Genomic DNA, 21,673 nt, shown 5'->3' on the forward strand with positions numbered 1-21,673 from the left:
CTGATGAGTGCACCAGTGGTTGACCAATTCGAATCCCTACGATAACAAACAGTACAAATAATGAACGGCAGCGGAAGATTGCCGTGTTACCAAATCATCAGGGAGAAGAATAAAGTGACGATCACGCGAGTTGGCAGCAATGAAGCTTATGCCGATGGCTGGAGCAAAGCATTCAGTAGCGGCAAGGCAACAAAGAAAGCCGCAACGAAGAAAGCTACTAAGAAAGTAGCGACAGCTCGAGGCACGAAGAAGGCTGCCACCAAGAAAACGGCTACCAAAAAAGTTGCAGTGAAAGCCGCTGCTAAAAAGACGACCAAGAAAAAGAAGCGATAGGGTCGCAGCCGAGCGTCGCGATGACGCTCCCCTTCGCCAGCACCTCGATCACTTGGTGCGTGGCGGCTCTGCCACTCGGCGGCTGATTCCATCGCCGCCCTCCTGTCGCGCGACAGCCGCGGATTGCCGATCGCAATCTGCGGCCGACGCCCTCTCTAAGATCCCCGCTGCTCGCTGGGACGCGCCTGCGACAATAACGCTCGATGCGTTGGACGAGTGCGCAGCGAGTGCGGCCATCGCCAAACATCGATGGTTGCTTGGCAGTCATTCCAGCGGAACGGACTGGCAAGAATAAGGCAGTCGGTTAGATGTAAACGACCGATCTTCCAACAGCGAAGTGAAACCTGGCTGCGTTTCGGTCGGCGCGGTTGGTCGCGCAAAGAGAAAGGCTGCACCTCGCGAACGTGGTACAGCCTTCTGTGCATTAAACGCCGCCCGTCGCGGGCGACGCTCTATTATTTAAGCCTGCTGGCTACTCTTTCGCCAAGCTTCGCAGAACCGTTGGCAGGATGCCTTCGTTGCGGTAGTAGACCATTTCGACGGGCGTATCGATGCGGACCAAGCATTCGAATTCCGTGACCTTACCGCTGGCATCGGTCGCTTTGACGGTGACCTTCGAACGTGGCTCCAGATCGTTGGAGAGTCCTTCGATGTCGTAGGTCTCTTCGCCGCTCAGCCCCAGCGATTGCCAGTCGTTGCCTTCGACCATCTGCAATGGCAAGACGCCCATGCCGACCAAGTTGCTGCGGTGGATACGTTCGTAGCTGGTCGCGATCACGGCTTTAACGCCCAACAGCAGCGTTCCCTTAGCAGCCCAGTCGCGGCTGCTGCCGGTGCCGTATTCGGCTCCCGCGATCACGATCAATGGAGTCCCTTCCTGTTGGTACTTCATCGATGCGTCGTAGATCGACATCGTGTCGCCGGCGGGCAGGTAGCGGGTCACGCCACCTTCGGTACCCGGAGCGATCTGATTGCGGATCCGGATGTTGGCGAAGGTGCCGCGAACCATCACGCGATCGTTGCCGCGGCGGCTGCCAAAGCTGTTGAACTCTTTTGGTCCAACGCCATGCTCTTGCAAGAATCGGCCCGCGGGTCCGTCCTTTGCGATCGCACCGGCAGGTGAGATGTGATCGGTCGTGACCGAATCGTTCAACAATGCCAGCACTCGAGCACCGCGGATCGGTTGGATATCGGGAACATCAGCGGTGACAGACGACAGGAATGGCGGTTCCTGGATGTAGGTGCTCGCTTCGGACCATTCATAGAGATCGCCGCCGGAGACTTCGATCGCATTCCAACGCTCGTTGCCGGTCACAGCTTGGGCGTATTGGCGAGTGAACATCTCGGGTTGGACCGCTTCGTCGATGACCTGGCGAACCTCTTCGGTCGATGGCCAGATGTCCTTCAAGAAGACAGGCTGTCCGTCTTTGCCCGTTCCCAGCGGTTCGGTCGCCATGTCGATGTCGGTCGTTCCGGCCAACGCGAATGCGACGACCAACGGAGGGCTGGCCAGGTAGTTCGCTTTGGTGTGTGGATTGACGCGACCTTCGAAGTTGCGATTGCCGCTGAGCACGCTCGAAGCGACCAAGTCGGCTTCGACGATCGCTGCCGAAACGGGTTCGGGCAGCGGGCCGCTGTTACCGATGCAGGTTGTGCATCCGTAGCCGACGGTCTGGAAGCCCAATGCGTCCAAGCTTTCGCTGACGCCCGCTTTGTCCAGGTAGTCGGTGACGACGCGCGATCCGGGCGCCAAGCTGGTTTTGACAAACGGTTTGACCGACAGTCCCGCCTCGACAGCTCGCTTGGCCAACAGGCCTGCACCCAGCATTACCGAAGGGTTGCTGGTGTTGGTGCAACTGGTGATCGCAGCGATCACAACCGATCCGTGAGTGATTTCGGAAGTCTTTCCGTTGTCGTTGACGGTTGCGGTCTTGTTCAACTGAGTCGCATCCAAGCCGAAGCCCTTGGCACCAACGGGTGCTGTCAGCGATGTGTTGAAGTCGGCTTTCATGTCGGCCAGGCGGACCCGGTCTTGCGGACGCTTTGGACCAGCCAACGCGGGTTCGACTGTCGACAGATCCAACGACAGACGCTTGGTGTATTGGCACTTGTCGGCGTCGTTGCGCCACAGTCCCTGTTCCTTGCAATAGCGTTCGACCAATTGCACTTGCGGTTCGGGGCGACCGGTGCGGCGCAGATAGTTCAACGTCTCCGCATCGACGGGGAAGAAGCCCATCGTCGCTCCGTATTCGGGAGCCATGTTGGCGAGAGTGGCACGATCGGCCAAGGTCATCGCTTCCATTCCTTCGCCGAAGTATTCGACGAACTTGCCGACAACACCTTCGGCTCGCAGCACCTCGGTGACTCGCAGCACCAGGTCGGTCGCGGTCGCACCCGGTGGCAGCGCACCGGTCAGCTCCATGCCGATGACTTCTGGCATCAGCATGTACAGCGGTTGGCCCAGCATCGACGCTTCGGCTTCGATACCGCCAACGCCCCAACCGAGTACGCCCAGGCCGTTGATCATCGTGGTGTGGCTGTCGGTGCCGACCAGCGTATCGGGAACCGCGATCGGTCCGTGCTCGTCTTCTCGCAACCAAACAACGTTGGCCAAATATTCCAGGTTCACCTGGTGGACGATACCGACATTTGGCGGCACGACGCGGAAGTTATCGAAGGCTTGTTGCCCCCAACGCAGGAACTCGTAGCGTTCGCCGTTGCGTTGGAATTCCATGTCGACGTTTTGTTGCAGCGATTGCGAGCTGCCGAAGTAGTCGACTTGGACGCTGTGATCGATCACCAGGTCGACGGGAATCAATGGATTGATCCGCTTGGGATCGCCACCCAGACGGCCCATCGCCGAACGCATCGCAGCGAGATCGACAACCGCGGGAACGCCGGTGAAGTCTTGCAGAACGACGCGCGATGGCTTGAACGGAATTTCTTGAGGAGCCGGAGCGGCGGCGTTCCAGGCGGCCAGGTTCTTCACGTCCTGTTCGGTCACGCTGAACCCGTCGCAGCCACGCAGTACGGCTTCCAATAGGATGCGGATCGAATAGGGAAGTCGACTGACATCGCCAAGTCCAGCATCTTCCAAGCGGCTGATGCGGTAGATACCAGCAGTTCCGCTGCCGGTGTTAAACGTGTCGCGAGCGTTAAATGGATCGGTTTTCGTCACGGAGGTAACCTAATGGAGTGTCTTAAAAGCAAGCCAAAAATGGAATCTACACGACTCGAAACCGCGAGGGGGTTTAAGGCAGTACCCTTCCGCCTTAATGGACGTGTTAGTGTCATTCCCAACCATGCGGAGTATAGCGTTTTGCAATTTAGTTGTCTGCTAGGGCGCACCCGCACGAATGTCACAATAGGGGCACTAGGGAGGGTTTTTGTAATTTTCTGATTCTGCGGCTCGCCCGGATTGTTCTGTTGCCGCAGGCTCTGCCGTTCCGATCGATTAAATCAATAACACGATCGATCAACGATCAGCTTGAATTGATGGAGCGACGAAGCGATGAGACCTCAGATGATCAATGCCCACGGAAAACTACAAGCCTCGGTTACCGCCGTCGCAGTCTTTGCCCTACTGGTTGGTTCCAGCATCGCGACTGGCACCGCATCGGCCCAGTCCCACGACGGCAGCGTGCAGCATTGCTCTTGCAAACTGTTGACGGGGCTGTGGGCCGGCTATCGCGGCGGAAAGTCCGGCGGATGCGACGCCTGCGACGCCTGCGACGCCGGTCACGAACCAACTTGCGGTTGCGAACAACCGAGCTGTGGTTGCGAACCGGCAACCTGCGGCATCGAACAACCGGCCTGCGGTTGTGAACCAACTTGCGATGGCGGTTGCGACGGATGCAGCGGCGGCAAATCGGGCTGCGGTCTGCTCTCGGGCAGCTCCGAATTCCTCAGCAAGTTTAAGAACAAGATGGGGAAGATGCTCCGCCCAACACCAAGCGATTGCAATTGCTGCCGAGCCAACACGCCGGCAACAAAAACTTGTGGATGCGGCAAACGGTCGCACGGCCACTCCAACACGATGCACTACCGTCACAACGAGCCGCAACCGATGTTTCCACCGGCAGCGCCAATGATCGTCGCCCCGGTGGCTCCGGAGATGCACATGGAGGGAGCGCCGCATCGGCACTACGAACAGCAAGACCTGCCGGCTCCCAAAGCTGACGCCGTCAACGATCCTTTTCGCGACGATTCGGTTCGGGTGCGACGGACTCCGGTTCCAGCGAAGCACGCATCGGTAGGCCATCTGCAGCCGGTCCAACACCGCGATGAAGCGACACTTCGCCCAGCGGTTTTCCAACAGGCGGAAGCGGGCGATCGTTGGTCGGCACCTCTGCATGTCGCTCGGCTGCAAGTCAAATAGTGCAAGGCCGATCGTAGCGTAGCGAGGTCCTTAAAAAGAAGCGATTGTCGCTCAGGCGATCGAACCGGCTTCCTCGCGATAGAAACGCCGGTCCGACGGATGCCACAACGGCAGTCCCTGTTGGACTCGGCATTGAAGGACGTCCAATTTTTCAGCACTCCCAGGAAGCGCCGCGGTCGGTTCGTACTGCTCTTCGTCGCAGGGCAGCGGCTCGAAGGCCCAATCGCCATCTTGGACAGCTTCAAGAATGGAACGTCTCATCTCGCGAGTCTCCGCAACAATTATGTCGTACCACGATGTTCGAACTAGCGACTTGCTGACATGAGCTATCAGCCGCAGTGAGCGTCCGGTGAATCTTGCCACGATCGGCTCGAATTCCAAACGGTTGCGGCGGTGGTGCTCGCCATCCGTCGCAACAAGTATCGAGCGGTCGAAGGGCAAAGTCAAGCAACGCAAGGTTGCTTGACCGTGCCAAGATGTCGCATCACCCGCGGTGGTGATTAGCTCTCGTCGTTCTCGCGGAGCTTCGCGATCACTGCATAATCTTCCAGAGTGCTGGTGTCGCCAGCGGTCTCGTTTCCTGCGGCGATGTCTCGCAGCAAGCGTCGCATGATCTTACCGCTACGCGTTTTCGGAACCGCGGCGGCGAAGCGAATTTCGTCGGGCTGAGCCAACGCGCCGATCTCTTTGCGAACGTGCAGACGGAGTTCTTTTCGCAGTTCATCGGTTGGTTCTCCCGACTTCAGAGTGACGAAGGCGGCGATTCCCTGCCCCTTGATTTCGTCGGGGCGGCCAACGACAGCAGCCTCCGCAACGGCGGGGTGACTGACCAGAGCGCTCTCGACTTCGATCGTGCTCAAGCGGTGACCCGAGACGTTGATCACGTCGTCGATACGTCCCATGATCCAGTAGTAGCCATCGGGGTCGCGACGGGCGTTGTCCCCGGTCAGATACTTGTCGGGGAATTTGCTCCAGTACTGTTCGACATATCGTTCTTCGTCACCCCAGATGCCGCGCAACATGCCCGGCCAAGGTTGAGCGATGCACAACATGCCGCCTTGATCGACATCCAGTTCGGTTCCCGATTCGTCGACGACAACTGGCACCACGCCTGGCAGGGGCCGCGTGCAACTGCCCGGTTTCGTTGCGGTAACGCCCGGCAGTGGACTCATCATGATCCCGCCGGTTTCGGTCTGCCACCACGTGTCGACGATTGGGCAACGCTTGCCGCCAATCTTCTCGTGGTACCACATCCACGCTTCGGGATTGATTCCTTCGCCGACCGAACCGAGCAGACGCAAGCTGCTGAGGTCGTGCTTGTCGACGTGCTCGTCGCCCCACTTGATGAACGCGCGGATCGCCGTCGGTGCGGTGTAAAGAATCGTGACCTTATACTTCTCGATCAGATCCCAGAAGCGATCCTCGGCAGGATGGTTGGGAGCGCCTTCGTACATCATGCAGGTCGCGCCGGCAGCCAGCGGACCGTAGACGAGGTAGCTGTGCCCGGTGATCCAACCACAGTCGGCGGTGCACCAATAGACATCGTCGTCGCGGTGATCGAAGACCCATTCGAAGGTCCGTTTCGCCCACAGGTTGTAGCCAGCGGTTGTGTGCCGGATGCCCTTCGGTTTGCCGGTGCTGCCGCTGGTGTAGAGGATGAATAGCGAGGCTTCGCTGTCCAACGGAACCGCAGGAAAATCTTCGGGTTGGTCGGCAACGAGGTCGTGCCACCAGATGTCCCGTCCTTCGACCATCGGTGTCGCTTGGTCTTCGATCCGTTGCAGGACGACGCACTTTTCGATCGTCGGCGATTTTGCCAACGCTTGGTCGACAGTTTCCTTCAGTGGCAGAACCTTGCCGCGGCGATAGAGTCCGTTGGCGGTCAGGACAACTTTGGCTTTTGCGTCGTTGTTGCGATCGGCGATCGCTTCGGCGCTAAAGCCGGCGAAGACGACCGAGTGGACTGCACCGATCCGGGCGCAACCAAGCATGGCGATCACCAACTCGGGCGTCATCGGCATATAGATGCTGACGACGTCGCCCTGTTGGACGCCGATCGATTGCAGACCAGCGGCGAACTTGGAGACTTCCTTTTGCAGATCGGAGAAGGTCAATGTGCGGGTATCGCCCGGTTCGCCTTCCCAGATCAAAGCAGCTTTGTCGCCGCGACCAGCCGCGACATGGCGATCGACGCAGTTGTAGCAGGCGTTGGTCTTGCCGCCGACGAACCACTCGACGTTGGGGCTGTTCCAGTTCAGGACCCTGGTGAAAGGTTCGAACCAATGCAGGTGCTCTTTCGCTTCGGCACCCCAAAAACCTTCGGGGTCGTTCTTAGCGGCTTCGTAGAGCGCTTCGTATTGGGCTTGAGATTTGATTACTGCCTGATCGGTGAATTCCGCGGGAGGCGGAAACAGCCGAGATTCGGTTAACACGTGATCGAGGTTGCCACCGGCGGATTCTGACATGCGTATTCTCTGAGCGTCGAAACGGTAGGATTGAGAGGGGGTGAAGGCAAGATTCTAAATTGCAAGCATCTGAACTGTCAACGAACAGAGAGAATCGAGCCCACGTTCTTACCGCTAAGGGTGTCGGTCTGCCCAAAACGACCTGAATATCCCGCACGGTTTGTCGCCGACTTGGTCACCACCCCATTTTGCGGCTAGACTTGAGAGCCCAACCGCAGTGATCCCATCGCGCGATCGGTTGGTGCCTGTTCATCGACTGCCCCCATTTCGAGTGCCCCCCGAGTGAATCGCATCGACCCTTCATCCACCAGCGGTTCCCGCCCCTTCCTTTCCGGCAAACGCCGCTGGATGCTGGGTCTCGCGGCCTTCTTCATCGCGATCGCCGGTGGCGTCTTTGCCGATTATTGGTCGGCGATGCCGATCGATGCCAAAGCCAGCTTTACCGGCCGCGACGCCTGTATCCAGTGCCATCAAAAAGAAGCCGAACTGTTTGCCGGATCGCACCACGATTTGGCGATGGATCTGGCAACTGACGAGTCGGTGATCGGCGACTTTAGTGGCGTGGAATTTGCCCATCACGGGATCACAAGCCGGATGTTCCGCGACGGCGATCGGTTCATGATCCATACCGAGGGGCCCGATGGCGAGATGGCAGATTTCGAGATCAAGTACGTCTTCGGCGTCGATCCGCTGCAGCAGTACATGGTCGAGTTTGATCGCACGGCGGAGATGTCCGAAAACGAGGTTGGTCGGCTGCAAGTGCTGCGTGTCAGCTGGGATACGCACGCGAAAAAATGGTTCTATCTGGAACCGCCAGATGTCCACGAGAAACTTGCTCCCGACGACGATCTCCACTGGACCGGCATCGCACAGCGTTGGAACACGATGTGCGCCGAGTGCCATTCGACCAACCTGCAGAAAAATTTTGATCCCAAGACCGCTAGATACCACACGAGCTGGTCGGAGATCGATGTCAGCTGTGAAGCCTGTCACGGACCGGGCAGCCTGCATGTCGAACTGGCGCAAAGCAAGTCGCTGTTCTGGGATCGCCATCACGGGATGGGATTGGCCGAATTGAAAGGCGCCGATGCGATTCCGCAGATCGAAGCGTGCGCGCCGTGCCACAGTCGCCGCCGCGTGCTGAAGTCCGGTTTCCAGCCGGGGCAACGCTTCTGCGACTTCTACGAACCCGAACTGCTGCAGGAATCGACCTATCACGCCAACGGCGAGATCTTGGACGAGGTCTACGTCTATGGGTCGTTCATCCAAAGCAAGATGTACCACAAGGGGATCCGGTGCAGCGATTGCCACGACCCGCATTCGCTGAAGCTGAAGCAACCCGGCAACGCGACCTGCACCTCGTGCCACGCTCACCCGGCGGGCAAATACGACACGCCATCGCACCACCGGCACGAACCCGGCACGGCGGGGGCTTCGTGTGTCGAATGCCATATGCCCGAGACGACTTATATGGCCGTCGACCCGCGACGCGATCACAGTATTCGGATCCCACGCCCCGATCTGTCGGTCGCGTTGGGAACGCCCAACGCTTGCACTGGCTGCCATGTGGAGTTGGAGAAGGAGAAGCAGCCCGAAGAGATCCGCAAGCGATTGCCCAAGTTTGCTGAGTTCGTCGCGTCCAGCGAACAACTGCCCAGCGATTCGTATTCCAAATTGACTGAATACGCGAAGTGGTTGGAACAAGCTCGCGGAGGCGACACAAAAATCAAAGCGGTACTGCACGAGATCGATCAGTGGTGTGATGACGCTTGCGATCGCTGGTACGGCGATCAACGCAAACGCCCCGATCACTTCGCCACGGCGCTGCATGCCGCTCGCACGCAACAGCCCGACGCGCTGCAGCAACTGGCAAACGTCGCGCTCTCCAAAGAAGGTGTCCCCGATCTGGCTCGCGCCACCGCGATCCAAGAACTGAGCCGCGCCGACAGCGGTGCCGACGCGACCCGCGTCGCTCGCGAAGCTTTAAAAGATCCGAATCCGATCGTTCGCGTGGCGGCGGTCCGCGTCTTCGAAGGTCGCGATCCGAGCCAGATTCGGCGGACGATCGTTCCGATGTTGACCGATGATTCGCGGCTGGTCCGCAGCGAAGCGGGGCGGATTCTGTCGACGGTCCCCGCGGACAGCTTGTCGGCCGGGCAACGCGAGCAACTGCGATCTGCGTTGGATGAGTACCACGAATCGTTGATGGAGACGTCCGATCGCGGCAGCGCACACTTGGTTTGGGCCGTTGTTCTGGAAAACCAAGGCCGCTATGGCGAAGCGATCGAGTCATACGAGACGGCGATTCGTGTGCAACCTGGCGCCGTCGGACCGCGCAGCAACTTGGCGGCGCTGTTGGAGTCGATGGCTCAATCGGGACAATTACCTCCCGCCGAGGCGGCGGAGGTTCAAGCACGCGTCACAAAATTGCGAGCGGATGAATTGCCGTTGCTGCAGCGCGACGCCAATCTCGCTCCCGACAACGGCCCGCTGCAATATCGACTCGGCCTGGCGTTGTACCTGCAAGGCGATGCGGAAGCCGGATTGCAACGGATTGAAAAATCGGTCGCATTGGAACCGGAGAACGAGCAGTTCCTGCTGGCTCTGGTTCTGTTGTTACAAAAGCTGGAGCGGATCGACGATGCGAAAGCGGCTTGCCAGCGACTGCTGGATCTGTCGCCCAACAATCCTCAGTACCAAAACCTGATGCGACAGCTGGAGTAAGGCCGATCAGTACGACCGCTACACGCAACGGTAAGGACGCGTTCCCCGGGCGGTGGGGGTGGAAATGCTGGATTTTTATCGTTCGGCTCGGTAGAATGCACTACCTTGTCTCACCACCTATTCGGGCCCTCTCTGTAAGGGGGCCTCGGTGGCATCTAGCACTTCTTTGCGGCCATTGGCCCTGCGAATTGCACCTCCATAATGGCCAAGCCTTTGCAATTTGACGAAGCCTTTTCGAAAGCCCGCGAGGGGGAAACCGAAGCCTTGGGCGGGTTGTTGGAGACGTATCGCAGCTATTTGCGTGTGCTGGCGGCTTCGCAGATCAGCCATCGGTTGGGGCAACGCGTCAGCGCGTCGGATATCGTCCAAGACACGATGCTTGCGGCGCACCGCGACTTTGGCGATTTTCGCGGCCGGTCGCCGGAGCAGTTTTCGGCTTGGCTGCGGGTGATCTTGTCGCGGAATCTGTTTCGCGCGATCGAGCGTCATATGAAAGCCGACAAACGCGACGTCCGCCGCGAGGTCTCGCTGGATCAAGTCGCAGGATCGGTCGATTCGAGTGCCGCCGGTCTGGCGAATCTGCTTGCCTCGGATCAATCGACGGCCAGTCGGATCGTCAGCCGAGGTGAAGAGACGCGGCGATTGGTCGACCTGTTGGTCGAATTGCCCGAACACTATCAGCAGGTGATCATGCTGCGGAACTTTCAGAATCTGCGGTTCGACGAAGTCGCACAAGAGATGGGGCGGACCGCCACCGCCACGCGGTTGCTGTGGTTGCGGGCGTTGAAGAAGTTGCGCGAGTTGTACGATGCGGAGACGCCCGCGTGACGCCTAGCCCCGACGATTCGACAGCTTGCTTGGACGGACTCTCTCCCGCCGACCAGGACCGTCTCGTCGAACTGCTCGATCAATATATGATCGATAGCGAAGAGGGACGGCAGCCCGATATCGAAGCGATCGTCGCTGAACATCGGCATCTGGAGAAACCGCTTCGCCAATATCTGGCCGGTTTGAACCTGATCCAACAAGCCAGCGACGCGCAGGTCCGGCAATCGTTCTCGGAAAACGATCGGGCCAGCCGACTTGTCGATTACGAACTTGGGCCCGAGATCGGGCGCGGAGCGATGGGAATCGTTTACGCCGCGACCGACAAGCGATCTGGTGCAGCGGTCGCCTTAAAAATCCTGGCCTTTGGTTCGTCGTTGGATGCTGGCCTGATCGAACGCTTTGCTCGCGAAGCCCGCGCGGCGCAGTCGTTATCTCATCCGAACATCGTGCCGGTCTACGAGATCGGTTGCGACGACGCCGTTCATTATTATTCGATGCAGCGGATCGATGGCGATTCGTTGGACCAACACATCGCGGCGGCTCGCTCACGCCGACGCGACGCTGCGGATTCGGCCGGCGGTTCGCTGCTGAGTGGAGCGGGTCGCTTCCGACAGATTGCTTTGCGTTGTGCGGAGATCGCCGACGCGCTGCACCAAGCTCATCTGAACGGGATCGTTCACCGCGACGTGAAACCTTCAAATGTGATCCGCGATCGCGATGGCAAGCTCTGGCTGACCGACTTTGGATTGGTTCGGATTCATCAAGAGCAGAGTTTGACCAAGACGGGCGATCTGATCGGCACCTACCGTTATATGAGTCCGGAGCAGGCGCGGGGGCGCGTCGATCTGATCGGGCCGCACACCGATGTCTACGGTTTGGGAGCAACGCTGTATGAAATGTTGGCGCTGCGACCGCTGTTCCGCGGCGACGACAGCGCTCGTTTGTTGCGGCGGATCGATCAGAACACGCCTCAGCCGCCGCGGCATTGGGATCCGCGGATCCCACGCGATCTGGAAACGATCGTTCTGAAATCGATCCGCGCCGACCACACCCAGCGGTATGCGTCGGCCAAAGAGTTTGCCGACGATCTGACTCGCTTCGCCGAAGGGAACCGCATCCTCGCCCGCCGGGAAAGCGTAGCCGTTCGCGCAGCTCGGCGACTGCGACGGCACGCGCGTCCGCTGATTGGAATCGCCGCGGCGTCGATCCTGCTATTGGGCGTAGGGTTCGGAGCGAAGCAAATGTTGTCTATCGCTCGGACGTCCGCGGCGGGCGGAGTGGATCCCGTGATGCAACTGCGAATCGCGGAACTGCAACTGAGTGAGTTGATGCAAGCGGAATCCGCTGGCGAAACGCTCGACGATGAATATCGGCAACTGATCGAATCGCTCGACGATCGCGACGGGCGACTCGATCGACGACGGTTGCGTTGCCGCGCGCAGAACCAATGGGCTGCGGTCTGCATCGATCGCGGTGATTTGCAAACTGCAGAGACCCTGTTGCAGGAAGCTGTCGCGGCGGCCGAGGGCTTGCCGGAAATGGAGGTCAATCGACCGGTGAAGGGGCTGACGTCGGTGAACCTCGCTCGGCTGCGGGTTGCTCAAGACGATCTGGACGGCGCGCGACAGGCGTTTGCCAAAGTGAGCGGCACGTTGTCCCGGCGAATCGATACCGATGCACTCACCTCGGGCCAATTGATCGTCGCGCTCAACGATCTATGTATGGAGTTCAAGCAGCGTGGGGCAACCGATGCGGCGATCGAGGTCGCTGGCGACCTGAACCTGTTGTGCAACTGGGACGACAAGCGGCGCGATCGCTCGATGGCACAACTGCGCCAGGGGGCGATTGCACGAAACAACTTGGGGGCGTTGCTGTTCGAAACCGACGACTTCGCCGCCAGCGCCGTCGCCTACAACGACTCGATCGGTTTGTTCGAACGGATGCTCGAAGCCTTCCCGTGGAACCACGACCTCCGCCGCGAATATGCCGTCGCGTTGAACAATTTGGGGCGATCGCAAGCTGCGGCCGGCGAAGCGGATGCGGCGGAAGAGACATTCCAAAAAGCGATATCGATCATCGATCCGCTGTATCAATCCGACGACAGCGACGCGGAATTGGCTTACCAGGCGGGCGGGATTTGGAGCAATCTGAGCGTTTTGAAGCGGGGGACGGGCGATTTGCAAGCGGCTGAAGCTGCGTCGACTGAGGCTCGGGAACGCTTGCAGCGAGCTGTCGGTTTGCAACCCCAGGCGTTGCATTATCGTCAGGCATTGAGCAGAATTGAGAAGAACTTAAACGCGGCATCGCGAGTGGATCCCAAGTTATGAAAAAGTCAGCAGCAACCAAACGGCGATCGTTTCGCATCGAATCGTTGGAATCACGGTCGATGTTGGCCGCCGATGGGTTGATCCTCGACTCGGGATCGCACATCGATCAAGAGCTGGGACCGCCACGCGTTTTGGGGACCGTCGATGTACGAGTCGCCGATTCGGTGATGACCTTCGACGTCTTCGCGGCTCGCGGATTCCGCAGCGTTCCCTCGTCGGACGCACGTCCCGACTGGCACGGAAGACCATCCGGTTCCGGCGGCGACGCAAGCGTTTTACGCCCGCAGTATACGTTTGTTGCGCTTCCCGAATTGCAAGATCGCCTGGCGATGATCGCTCAAGCCTCCAACGGGGCACCGATCGGATTGCAGTTCGATTGGAGCGATTCGCTGTGGAGCGGATCGATGAGCATCGAATCGCCCGGATCCAAACCGTTGCCCGTTCACGTCGAACCTCCCACCGGACCTGGTGGCGGTTCAGCCGACGACATGCTTGCCGATTTGACAGCTGGTTCCGAGGGCGAACGGGGCCCTGAGAGCGGCGATCAAGGGCCGCACTTGGGATCGGACGCATCGATCCTGGCGGCAACTTCGACACCGCAGGCTGACGTCGAAACTAGCGACAGTGAAACGGCGGCTCGCATCGATCGTGCGATCCTCGAACTGACCGACGAGAGCGTTGCTGAATCAGCCATGGGAGAAGCGAATCCGGCCGATCGTGATGGTGTGACCCTTGAGGCCGCAGCTTGGTCGTCAGCTTTCAAACAACACCTTGCTCCGCTGACCGCGGGACAATTGCTGTTTGCCGACGGCATGCGGAAGCTCGATGCGAACACCGCCGCAGATCTAATCGCCAACCTGCGAAGCGACCTGCAGCAGGAGCGTGTCTGGAATGCGGGCAGCGATCGCAACGGCGACTTCTTGGATGGTTGGATCGTTCAGAATTCCGATCTCGAGCAGCAGCTGTCCCAGTTGGCGCGAAGCGAGATGATCGACTTAAACACCGACTTCAGCAACGATCTCGTCGGAACCGCGTATTCCTACGGCGGGCTGAAGATGACGCAATTGTTTGTCGCCGCCGATGGGGATGTTGGCAGCGAAGGCGTTGCGGAACAGCCGACTCAGTTGGCGATCGTCTTCGATTCCTTGGCGACTCATCATCGCTTAGCCTCCGCCGTGGGCGTGATCGCCGTCGCCTCGTGCCTAGCGCTGCGTCAACGTTCCGAACAACCGTTGGGCATGGTTCCCAAACGCTGAAGCCGCCGCTAGCTCGCTGCCGCCAGGCGGACGATGGAGTTGAGATTCGATGGACGCTGCGGTCAACTTCTTTGTCTACGGAACGCTGAAGCGAGGCGAGTGCCGCGAGCGAATGTGGCCGCACGCTCCGCTTCAAATCCAGGCCGCGTTTGTGCGGGGCTGCTTGTACGACCTTGGGCCCTACCCCGCGATGATCGCCGGGGGCGACTGGGTCGCGGGAGAGGTGTGGTCGATCGCACCACAGCACGTGCAACAGACACTGGCGGTGCTGGACGAGATCGAAGATTATGACGCCAGCCGCGCTAACAATCTCTACAACCGCCTGCAGGTTCCCTGGCACTTGCGGCCCGATGCTGCCGCTGCGGACTCGAAGGCATACACCTACCACTACGCTCGGACCGAATATTTGATGGCAGGCCAGCGGATCAAATCGCCCGCCGACGATCCGGTTCAATGGCCGTCGCTTGGTTCGACAGCGTAGGTCTTCGCCAACCGAGCGATCACGTCGGTGACGGCTGTGCGGAACGATTCGGGCCCGATCACCTCCGCCTCGGCGCCCAGCGACAGTAGTTTCGGCATCAGTTCCCGAGGGTGAGCCGATGAGACGGTGAGGATCGCACCGCCGTCGGGTTGCATATCCAATTGCTGTTCGGTATGCCAGGGATCTTCGCGAACCCAAGCTGCGCCAAACGAGGACAAACGGATTTGAACGCTTTCGGTCGCCTCGCCCGAGAAGATTCCAAAGCTGCGATTGAGATGGGTTTGGATGTCCACATCGGGATCGGGCTTAAACCATTCGTCCAACGCCGTCGCTTTGGTGAACCGGTCCAACTTCCAGTGCCGCATTCGCTCTTTGGGATCTTCGACTTCTTCAGCTGCCGCGATCACGTAGATACTGGATTGATAGATCGCCAATCCGTACGGTTCGATCCGCCGCGTCGAACCGGCCCGGCCTGGCGACTGGTAATCGATTTCGACGATCCGGTGCTCGACGATCGCGCGATTGATCGTCCGCAGGATTCCCGCGTGCTTCTCGTAGGTCTTCGTTGGCACGCCGTAGACGCACAGCGTTTCGCGGAACTTGGAATAGTGGTCGTAGACGCCGTTGGGGACCTCTTCCTCCAACTTGTTCCAAAACGATTCGACCCCCTGCCAATACTGGGTTCCCGCCAACGGGTTCAAAAGATCGCGGCCGATCGATAGCGCGATCAATTCCGTCGCGGTCGCACTGATCTTATGGATGCCACGATCGACGCGGCCCAATTTCCAGACCTTGCCGCGTTGATTGGTTTCGACATCGAGATCGTAGCCGGCCGATTGCAACGCTTCGATATCGCGGCGGACCGTTCGTTCGTGAAGCTTCGACAGCCCCAGATCGGTGATCAGATCGTCGCGGATTTCATCCAACGTCCGCCCGTACCTGGCATCTTCCAACAGTTGCAGGATCTTGTGCTGCCGAATCAGTTGCTCGTTTCTCGCCATCCATGAACCCGTGTTGCGATCGGATCGATTTAGTCAGCGGTCACAGCCCGCCTGCGCCGCTGCAATCCATCCTAACGCCTCCGCCGCTCAGGGAAAGGAGAGGTTTTGATGCCAGCATTGGGGCCCGCCTGAACGAGTCCCCACCGATGCTCGACAGACGACGTCGAGCGATCTCACGCCCCCCCCGGCACCAGCGTAGGGAACTCCGGCTTGCGGCTCGAAGCCCCGCAAACGTCGGTTAATAAGGATGCTTTTGTTGCAGGAAGTCGCCGACGGTACTGATAGGACGCGGTTCTTCGGCCGGCTTAGTCAACTTGCTGAGAAAACTCTCCGACTTCTTCTTTTTCTTCGGCTTATCGTCGAAGGGGTTCAGGAAGTCGGTCGTCTTGTCCCAAGCCGATCGAGTGCTTGTGCCGACGCTGCTCCAAAAGCCGGGCTGCTTCGACTTGGTAACCTTCTTCTTTTGCGAGACGGTCGGAAACTTAATGCTTGGCATTTTAGGAGCGGACCAATTCAGCGGATTCAATTTGCTGAAAACCGACGGCCCATCGGCTTCGATCTTTGGCGGTTGTGCCATCACCGAGCTTGGGGCGCAGGCCAACGAGACGAGACTGACAAGCGTCAGGAAAATTGGGAACATTCGAGGGACCATGATGACCTCCTTTGAGGTTAGTAGTTTGGGGTTGTTTCTTCTTGAGGATTTGCTGTGATACGAGCGGGGGAGGCGTTTAATCGAACCGCGACCCAGTCGTCTTTTGTCAAAAATCCGCGAGCTCGCGAGACGACGTCCATCGATTCGGAACCAAATCGGTTCGTCATATGGCTGGTCAGCCGCGACATCTGTTCGCCGCGGACCAAGGCGACCGAACCCTCGGATTCTTGCAGGTGGTCCGATAGCCGATTGAGCCATCGCCCGTTGTCGTCGATTTCGACGGCGGGCAAAGCGCCGTCGGCGTAGAACACCCAGCTCGGTTCGATGTTACCAGCGACGATGATCTCGTCGCGCGAGTGATCGGACAGCTGTTGCATCAACAGATTCAATTCGCTGCGGTGGTTGTCCGCCAATCGGGGCCCCAATGAGAAGAGCAGCCCGGTGGCTAATACGCCGCCGACAACAAACGATCGGATCCCGAGATCGGCATGTTTTTCGACGGTCAACGCTGCGCCGATACAACTGGCGACGGCCAGCACGATCCCCGCGATGCCAACGATCGACGCGTCGGGCAGGATCTCGGTTGCCGGACCGGCTAATCCGATCGCGATCCCAATTCCCACGGCGATGCCACATAAATAGCCAGCCTTCAGCCAGCGTGGACGGTCGAATTGCGACTCGCCCACGCGATGCAGGAACCAGCCGATGCAGAGAGCCACGCCCGGGTAGCAGGGGGTGATATAACTGGGGAGTTTCGTCGCGGCGATCGAGAAGAAGCCGACGTAGACGGCGGCCCAGCAAGCTGACAGGACGATAGCCGGGCGGACTTCGGGTTGCTTCTTGTAGCCGTCGTACGCTGCGATCACGATCGGGATCGCAAACATCGACCAGGGAAAGGTGCCGACAAGCAGCGTGGCCAAGTAGAACAGGATGGGCGGGCCGTCGTGCCCCTCCATTGGGCTGAGGGCACGGCTGACATTGTGTTCCAGAAAAAACTCGCGCAACCAGACACCATCGGTTGCCCGCCCCACGGCGACATACCAAGGCCCGGCGACTAACAGCACAACGGCTATCGCGAGGAAGGGGTGCATCCGCCATGCGGTGGTGATCGCAGCGATGACAAAGCGGACGACGGCCATGAATACAGACGCCAGCCGAGTGGCACTCCGACGGATGGTTCCGCCCTGCCCCGTTCCAGAAAGGGACAGGCATCGTTTCGATTCCGAAGAGGACAGGCATCGATTTGAATCGCCGATTTCGGGCGAATCCGAAAAGGACAGGCATCTTTGCGACGCTTCATTTTTCAAGCGATTTAATTGCCAGATCGCGTGCAGTCCGATCACACATCCGGGTAATAACAGCCCGATCGGCCCCTTGGCCAGAACCGCAAGTCCGCAGGCTGCATAAACGGCGACCCACCCGAAAGTATTAGGCCAGTGGAATTCGACTCCGCCGGGTGCTTCGGGCCCCACCACGCGATGCGAAAGGTGAACGTAGATCGCGATCGCCAAGGTCGAGCAAAAGATCAGTGGCCCATCCGGGGTCGCGGCGCGCGACGCGAGGACAAACATCAACGACGTCCCTAGCGAGATGCCGACCCATGGAGCAACGCGGCGGCCGAGCAAGCGCGTGGCGATCGAAATCGTCAGCAAAACGGTTCCCAGCCCGCAGAGGGCTGACGGCAGCCGGGCGGAAAACTCGTTGACGCCGAAGACTTGATAGCTCGCCATCTGCATCCAATACAGCAGCGGCGGCTTGTGCGACCTTAGTTCACCAGCGAACGTTGGCACGATCCAGTCGCCATTTTGGAGCATTTCCGCAGCGCAGCGGGCGTTGCGCGGTTCATCGCGGTCCCACAGGCGGGCTCCGCCGAGATCGGCAAGCAACACGATCGCACAAAAACAGCTGACAATGATCCATGATCGCAATGGAACGGACTCCCGAGAGGTAAAACGCATCTAGACAGATAGCAATACTCAATTTCCTGTCTCCGAATAAAGACCAGATTCCCTCGGTTGGATGCTGAAAAGGCCACCGCGCAGCGTTAGCATAGGCAGTGCACAAGGCGGAAGAATCCAGACGTTATCTAGTTCGCATTGCCCCACCTCGAAAGCCCTCCCATGCCACGCACCCTTTTGAATGCTTGCATTGCTTTGGCGTTGTACCTCGCCGCTCACACCCTGCCGCTGCCGTTGACCAATACTGTCGATGCGGCGGCTGACGAAAAACGCCCACCGAACTTCATCATCATCTACTGCGACAACCTCGGTTACGGCGATATCGAACCGTTTGGTTCGACGCTGCATCGCACTCCGAATCTGAATCGGATGGCTCGCCAGGGACGCAAGTTCACGCACTTTTGTGTCACCGCCGGAGTCTGCACGCCCTCGCGCAGCAGCATCATCACCGGTTGCTATTCGCAGCGAGTTGGGATGCATATGAATCCACGCGACGGTTGGGTGCTGCGTCCCGTTTCGCGTTACGGACTCAACCCCGAAGAGCAGACGATCGCGGAGGTCCTGAAACAGCAAGGCTATGCGACCGCGATGGTTGGTAAATGGCATCTCGGCGATCAACCTCAGTTCATGCCGACTCGCCAGGGATTTGATTGGTTCTTCGGTGTTCCCTATTCCGACGACATGACCGAGCGGGTTTGGGATAAGGATGGATCGCAGTGGCCGCCATTGCCTCTGATGGAGAACGACACGGTGATCGAAGCGCCGTGCGATCGCGACGGTCTCACCAAACGCTACACCGAAAAGGCGATGGAGTGGATCGCTAACCATAAAGACGAGCCGTTCTTCCTCTATTTCCCGCAGGCGATGCCCGGCAGTACAAGCACACCGTTTTCGAGCGACGCGTTTCGGGGCAAAAGTAAAAACGGCCCCTGGGGCGATTCGATCGAAGAACTCGATTGGTCGATGGGGCAAATGTTAGATCAGTTGGAAGAACTTGGGATCGCCGAAAACACGCTTGTCGTCTGGACCAGCGACAACGGCGCTCCGATCAATCGCAACCCAGCCGACCTCAGCCGCGGTTCGAATCTCCCGCTGCACGGCCGCGGCTACACGACCAGCGAAGGAGCGTTCCGCGTGCCGACGATCGTTTGGCAACCGGGCAAGGTTCCGGCGGGAAGCGTTTGCGAGGAACTCGCCACGACGATGGACCTGCTGCCGACTTTTGCCAAGCTTGCTGGTGGCGCTCCGCCGACCGATCGCAAGATCGACGGCCACGACATCGCGCCGCTACTGTATGGCGAATCGGGAGCGACAACTCCTTACAAAGCCTTCTACTATTACCATCAAGATCAATTGCACGCGGTCCGCAGTGGAGAATGGAAATTGTTTCTACCCGAGGCCAAAGTTTCTGGGCACCCTCACTTCAGTAGCAAACTGCCGCCACAACCGCTGTTGTTCAACGTCGTCACCGATATCGGATGCGATAAAAACGTCGCCGCGGAACATCCCGAGATCGTGGCGCGACTGAGCCAATTGGCGGACGAAGCCCGCGCCGATCTGGGAGACTTGGGCGTTGCCGGAGCGGGACAGCGCCAACGGGGCGAATTGGCTAAGGGAGTTGAGCCAGTACCACAACTGTTGCAGTAGTCGACACGGCTGGCTGTTCGATTCACGCGTTTTTGCCGCGTTGCCTTCTTCGGTAGCGCGGCGGCGCGTCTGTCGGCCTGAGCGCTGCAAGCTGAACGGTGCCGCCAGTTCCCGCTCGCCGCATCGAGCCTCATTACGCTGAAGACGATGTCTCACTGCGAGCAACGATGGAAATGCGAAACCTGGGTAGTCGTCGCAATGAGGCCTCCTTCTTAATGGACCGGGCAGTTTCCAATGAGTGGCGGCACGCGAGAACGTGGCGCTAGGTTATCCGTTGATGTTAACCGCGTCTGGACGTGCCATAACATCGGTGGTGCGACGGTTTGCTCTGTATCGCCTGGCGACTTTGTTCAGTACTTCCGAATCATGTGTTTCACGACGTGACTGAGCACGCGTCGCCAAGCCGCTTCGATTGCATCGGACCACTGATCGTCGTATTCGGCTGCGGTTTCGATGATCGTATCGACCCAGATGTCGTAAAATCGCGGTTCGATGTTTAGGTGATCGCGATCGTGCGTCTTCGCACGCGCGGTGAGCTCAGCGAGCGCTTCGGGCGTGCCTGCTATCGCAAACGCACACATTTCCAAGGAGCGTTTGAGCGCTTTGTTTTGTTGTTCAAAGTCGGTGAATCGAAATTTTGCCCGGATCTCGTCCGAAGCGGATGTGAACCGGTCGTAGAACGCGGGGATGAACGCAGCCGACGCGGTGCAACGAGCGACGCTTTGTAGGAACAGATCCTTGGGAGGGAGGTCGTCCATTATCGGCCTGGGGATGTGAGTATGTGGGACCAGCGAACCGAAAGTTTTCAACGCCGCGTTGTGTCATATGGCAGAAAACGACCGCTCCCAGAGGCACTTGAAAAGCCGGGGTTCGCGGTTTGACTTGCGTTTGCGTCTTTATCTGCGGTCGCTCTGCAGGTGCAGGGCGGTGCGGCAAGACGGGGGGGCGGCTAGATTCTTGCGGATCGCGTGGCGAGATGCAAGCGATTGGCCTAAATGTAGTTAATCGACCGCAGATGTAAGCGAATTAGGCGGGCGGACCTATCCGCGGGCTCGAACTCGATCGTCGTCCGATGCATCGCATCTAAACTGACTTGCAATCCACGGTTTGGGGCGGTTGCGTCGAGTCCGATGCTCGGCTTAAAACCTGGGATTTGTCGGAAGCTGAATTCGCTTTCTCGCTCCACCCACAGGAACAATAGAATGGATCCCGAAACAACTTACACTCAATTGGGAGGAGCCGACGGGGTGCGGCGGTTGGTCGATCGGTTTTACGACCTGATGGATGAACTGCCGGCGGCGGAGACGATTCGCAAGATGCATGCCGATGATATGAGCGAGTCGCGCGACAAGCTGTTCAAGTTTCTCTCCGGCTTTTTCGGCGGGCCGTCGCTGTACATTAAAGAATACGGCCACCCGATGCTCCGCGCCCGACATATGCCCTTTTCAATTGGTCAGTCGGAACGGGATCAATGGCTTTTGTGCATGAATCAAGCGATCGACGAATTGGTCGAAGACATCCATCTCGCCGCGCAACTGAAACACTCGTTCTACCGAACGGCCGACCATATGCGGAATCGCCAGGAATAGGAACTCACGCAGTCCAAGCTCGCCGCGATGCAGT

16 protein-coding genes are annotated in these 21,673 nt (G+C 58.9%); 9 read left to right on the forward strand and 7 right to left on the reverse strand.

The window, feature by feature from the left end; all coding sequences use genetic code 11:
- Positions 1-60 precede the first annotated feature (60 nt).
- The gene (locus tag CA51_RS12605) at positions 61-333 is read left to right on the forward strand and encodes a hypothetical protein (protein ID WP_231746152.1); all 273 of its coding nucleotides are present in this window, start codon (positions 61-63) and stop codon (positions 331-333) included.
- Between the two features lie 472 nt (positions 334-805).
- Here the strand turns inward: CA51_RS12605 and acnA are convergent, their stop codons facing one another.
- The gene (gene acnA / locus CA51_RS12610) at positions 806-3,511 is read right to left on the reverse strand and encodes an aconitate hydratase AcnA (protein WP_145121077.1); all 2,706 of its coding nucleotides are present in this window, start codon (positions 3,509-3,511) and stop codon (positions 806-808) included.
- Between the two features lie 333 nt (positions 3,512-3,844).
- On the opposite strand from acnA, the gene CA51_RS12615 reads away from it, so the two are divergent.
- Positions 3,845-4,711: a hypothetical protein gene (locus tag CA51_RS12615; RefSeq protein ID WP_145121079.1), complete on the forward strand. Its 867-nt coding sequence runs from the start codon at positions 3,845-3,847 to the stop codon at positions 4,709-4,711.
- A 51-nt stretch (positions 4,712-4,762) separates the two neighbouring features.
- On the opposite strand, the gene CA51_RS12620 is transcribed toward CA51_RS12615, so the two are convergent.
- Together CA51_RS12620 and acs are read right to left on the reverse strand one after the other, a co-directional pair.
- The gene (locus tag CA51_RS12620) at positions 4,763-4,972 is read right to left on the reverse strand and encodes a hypothetical protein (protein WP_145121081.1); all 210 of its coding nucleotides are present in this window, start codon (positions 4,970-4,972) and stop codon (positions 4,763-4,765) included.
- 239 nt (positions 4,973-5,211) lie between these two features.
- Positions 5,212-7,176, reverse strand: a complete 1,965-nt coding sequence (gene acs / locus CA51_RS12625) for an acetate--CoA ligase (RefSeq protein ID WP_145121083.1) — start codon at positions 7,174-7,176, stop codon at positions 5,212-5,214.
- 282 nt (positions 7,177-7,458) lie between these two features.
- Here acs and CA51_RS12630 point away from each other — a divergent pair, with 282 nt between their 5' ends.
- From CA51_RS12630 to CA51_RS12650, 5 genes are all read left to right on the forward strand, one after another.
- Positions 7,459-9,900 (forward strand): ammonia-forming cytochrome c nitrite reductase subunit c552, encoded by a 2,442-nt coding sequence (locus tag CA51_RS12630; protein WP_145121085.1) that lies wholly within the window; start codon positions 7,459-7,461, stop codon positions 9,898-9,900.
- A gap of 201 nt (positions 9,901-10,101) precedes the next feature.
- Entirely contained in the window at positions 10,102-10,728 is a 627-nt protein-coding gene (locus tag CA51_RS12635; protein ID WP_145121087.1) for a sigma-70 family RNA polymerase sigma factor, read from the forward strand.
- Positions 10,725-13,055, forward strand: coding sequence for a serine/threonine protein kinase (locus CA51_RS12640; protein WP_145121089.1), 2,331 nt, complete (start codon positions 10,725-10,727; stop codon positions 13,053-13,055). Before CA51_RS12635 ends, CA51_RS12640 begins: the two co-directional genes overlap by 4 nt.
- Entirely contained in the window at positions 13,052-14,311 is a 1,260-nt protein-coding gene (locus CA51_RS12645; protein ID WP_145121091.1) for a hypothetical protein, read from the forward strand. The genes CA51_RS12640 and CA51_RS12645 overlap by 4 nt, the downstream gene beginning before the upstream one ends.
- A 49-nt stretch (positions 14,312-14,360) precedes the next feature.
- Positions 14,361-14,792: a gamma-glutamylcyclotransferase family protein gene (locus CA51_RS12650; protein WP_145121093.1), complete on the forward strand. Its 432-nt coding sequence runs from the start codon at positions 14,361-14,363 to the stop codon at positions 14,790-14,792.
- Here CA51_RS12650 and CA51_RS12655 read toward each other — a convergent pair.
- The 3 genes from CA51_RS12655 to CA51_RS12665 form a co-directional block, all read right to left on the reverse strand.
- Positions 14,762-15,793, reverse strand: a complete 1,032-nt coding sequence (locus tag CA51_RS12655) for a helix-turn-helix transcriptional regulator (RefSeq protein ID WP_145121095.1) — start codon at positions 15,791-15,793, stop codon at positions 14,762-14,764. The two genes, CA51_RS12650 and CA51_RS12655, sit on opposite strands and share 31 nt — an antisense overlap.
- Before the next feature lie 238 nt (positions 15,794-16,031).
- Entirely contained in the window at positions 16,032-16,445 is a 414-nt protein-coding gene (locus tag CA51_RS12660) for a hypothetical protein (protein WP_145121097.1), read from the reverse strand.
- A 17-nt stretch (positions 16,446-16,462) separates the two neighbouring features.
- Positions 16,463-18,373: an ArnT family glycosyltransferase gene (locus CA51_RS12665; RefSeq protein WP_197451800.1), complete on the reverse strand. Its 1,911-nt coding sequence runs from the start codon at positions 18,371-18,373 to the stop codon at positions 16,463-16,465.
- Between the two features lie 192 nt (positions 18,374-18,565).
- On the opposite strand from CA51_RS12665, the gene CA51_RS12670 reads away from it, so the two are divergent.
- Complete coding sequence (locus CA51_RS12670) at positions 18,566-20,050, forward strand: sulfatase family protein (RefSeq protein ID WP_145121101.1); 1,485 nt, start codon at positions 18,566-18,568, stop codon at positions 20,048-20,050.
- Between the two features lie 350 nt (positions 20,051-20,400).
- On the opposite strand, the gene CA51_RS12675 is transcribed toward CA51_RS12670, so the two are convergent.
- Positions 20,401-20,808, reverse strand: a complete 408-nt coding sequence (locus CA51_RS12675; RefSeq protein ID WP_145121103.1) for a globin — start codon at positions 20,806-20,808, stop codon at positions 20,401-20,403.
- Positions 20,809-21,252: 444 nt separating this feature from the next.
- Between CA51_RS12675 and CA51_RS12680 the strand changes: the two genes are divergently transcribed.
- Positions 21,253-21,639: a group II truncated hemoglobin gene (locus CA51_RS12680; protein ID WP_145121105.1), complete on the forward strand. Its 387-nt coding sequence runs from the start codon at positions 21,253-21,255 to the stop codon at positions 21,637-21,639.
- Positions 21,640-21,673 lie beyond the last annotated feature (34 nt).

The organism is Rosistilla oblonga (assembly GCF_007751715.1).
Lineage (GTDB): Bacteria > Planctomycetota > Planctomycetia > Pirellulales > Pirellulaceae > Rosistilla > Rosistilla oblonga.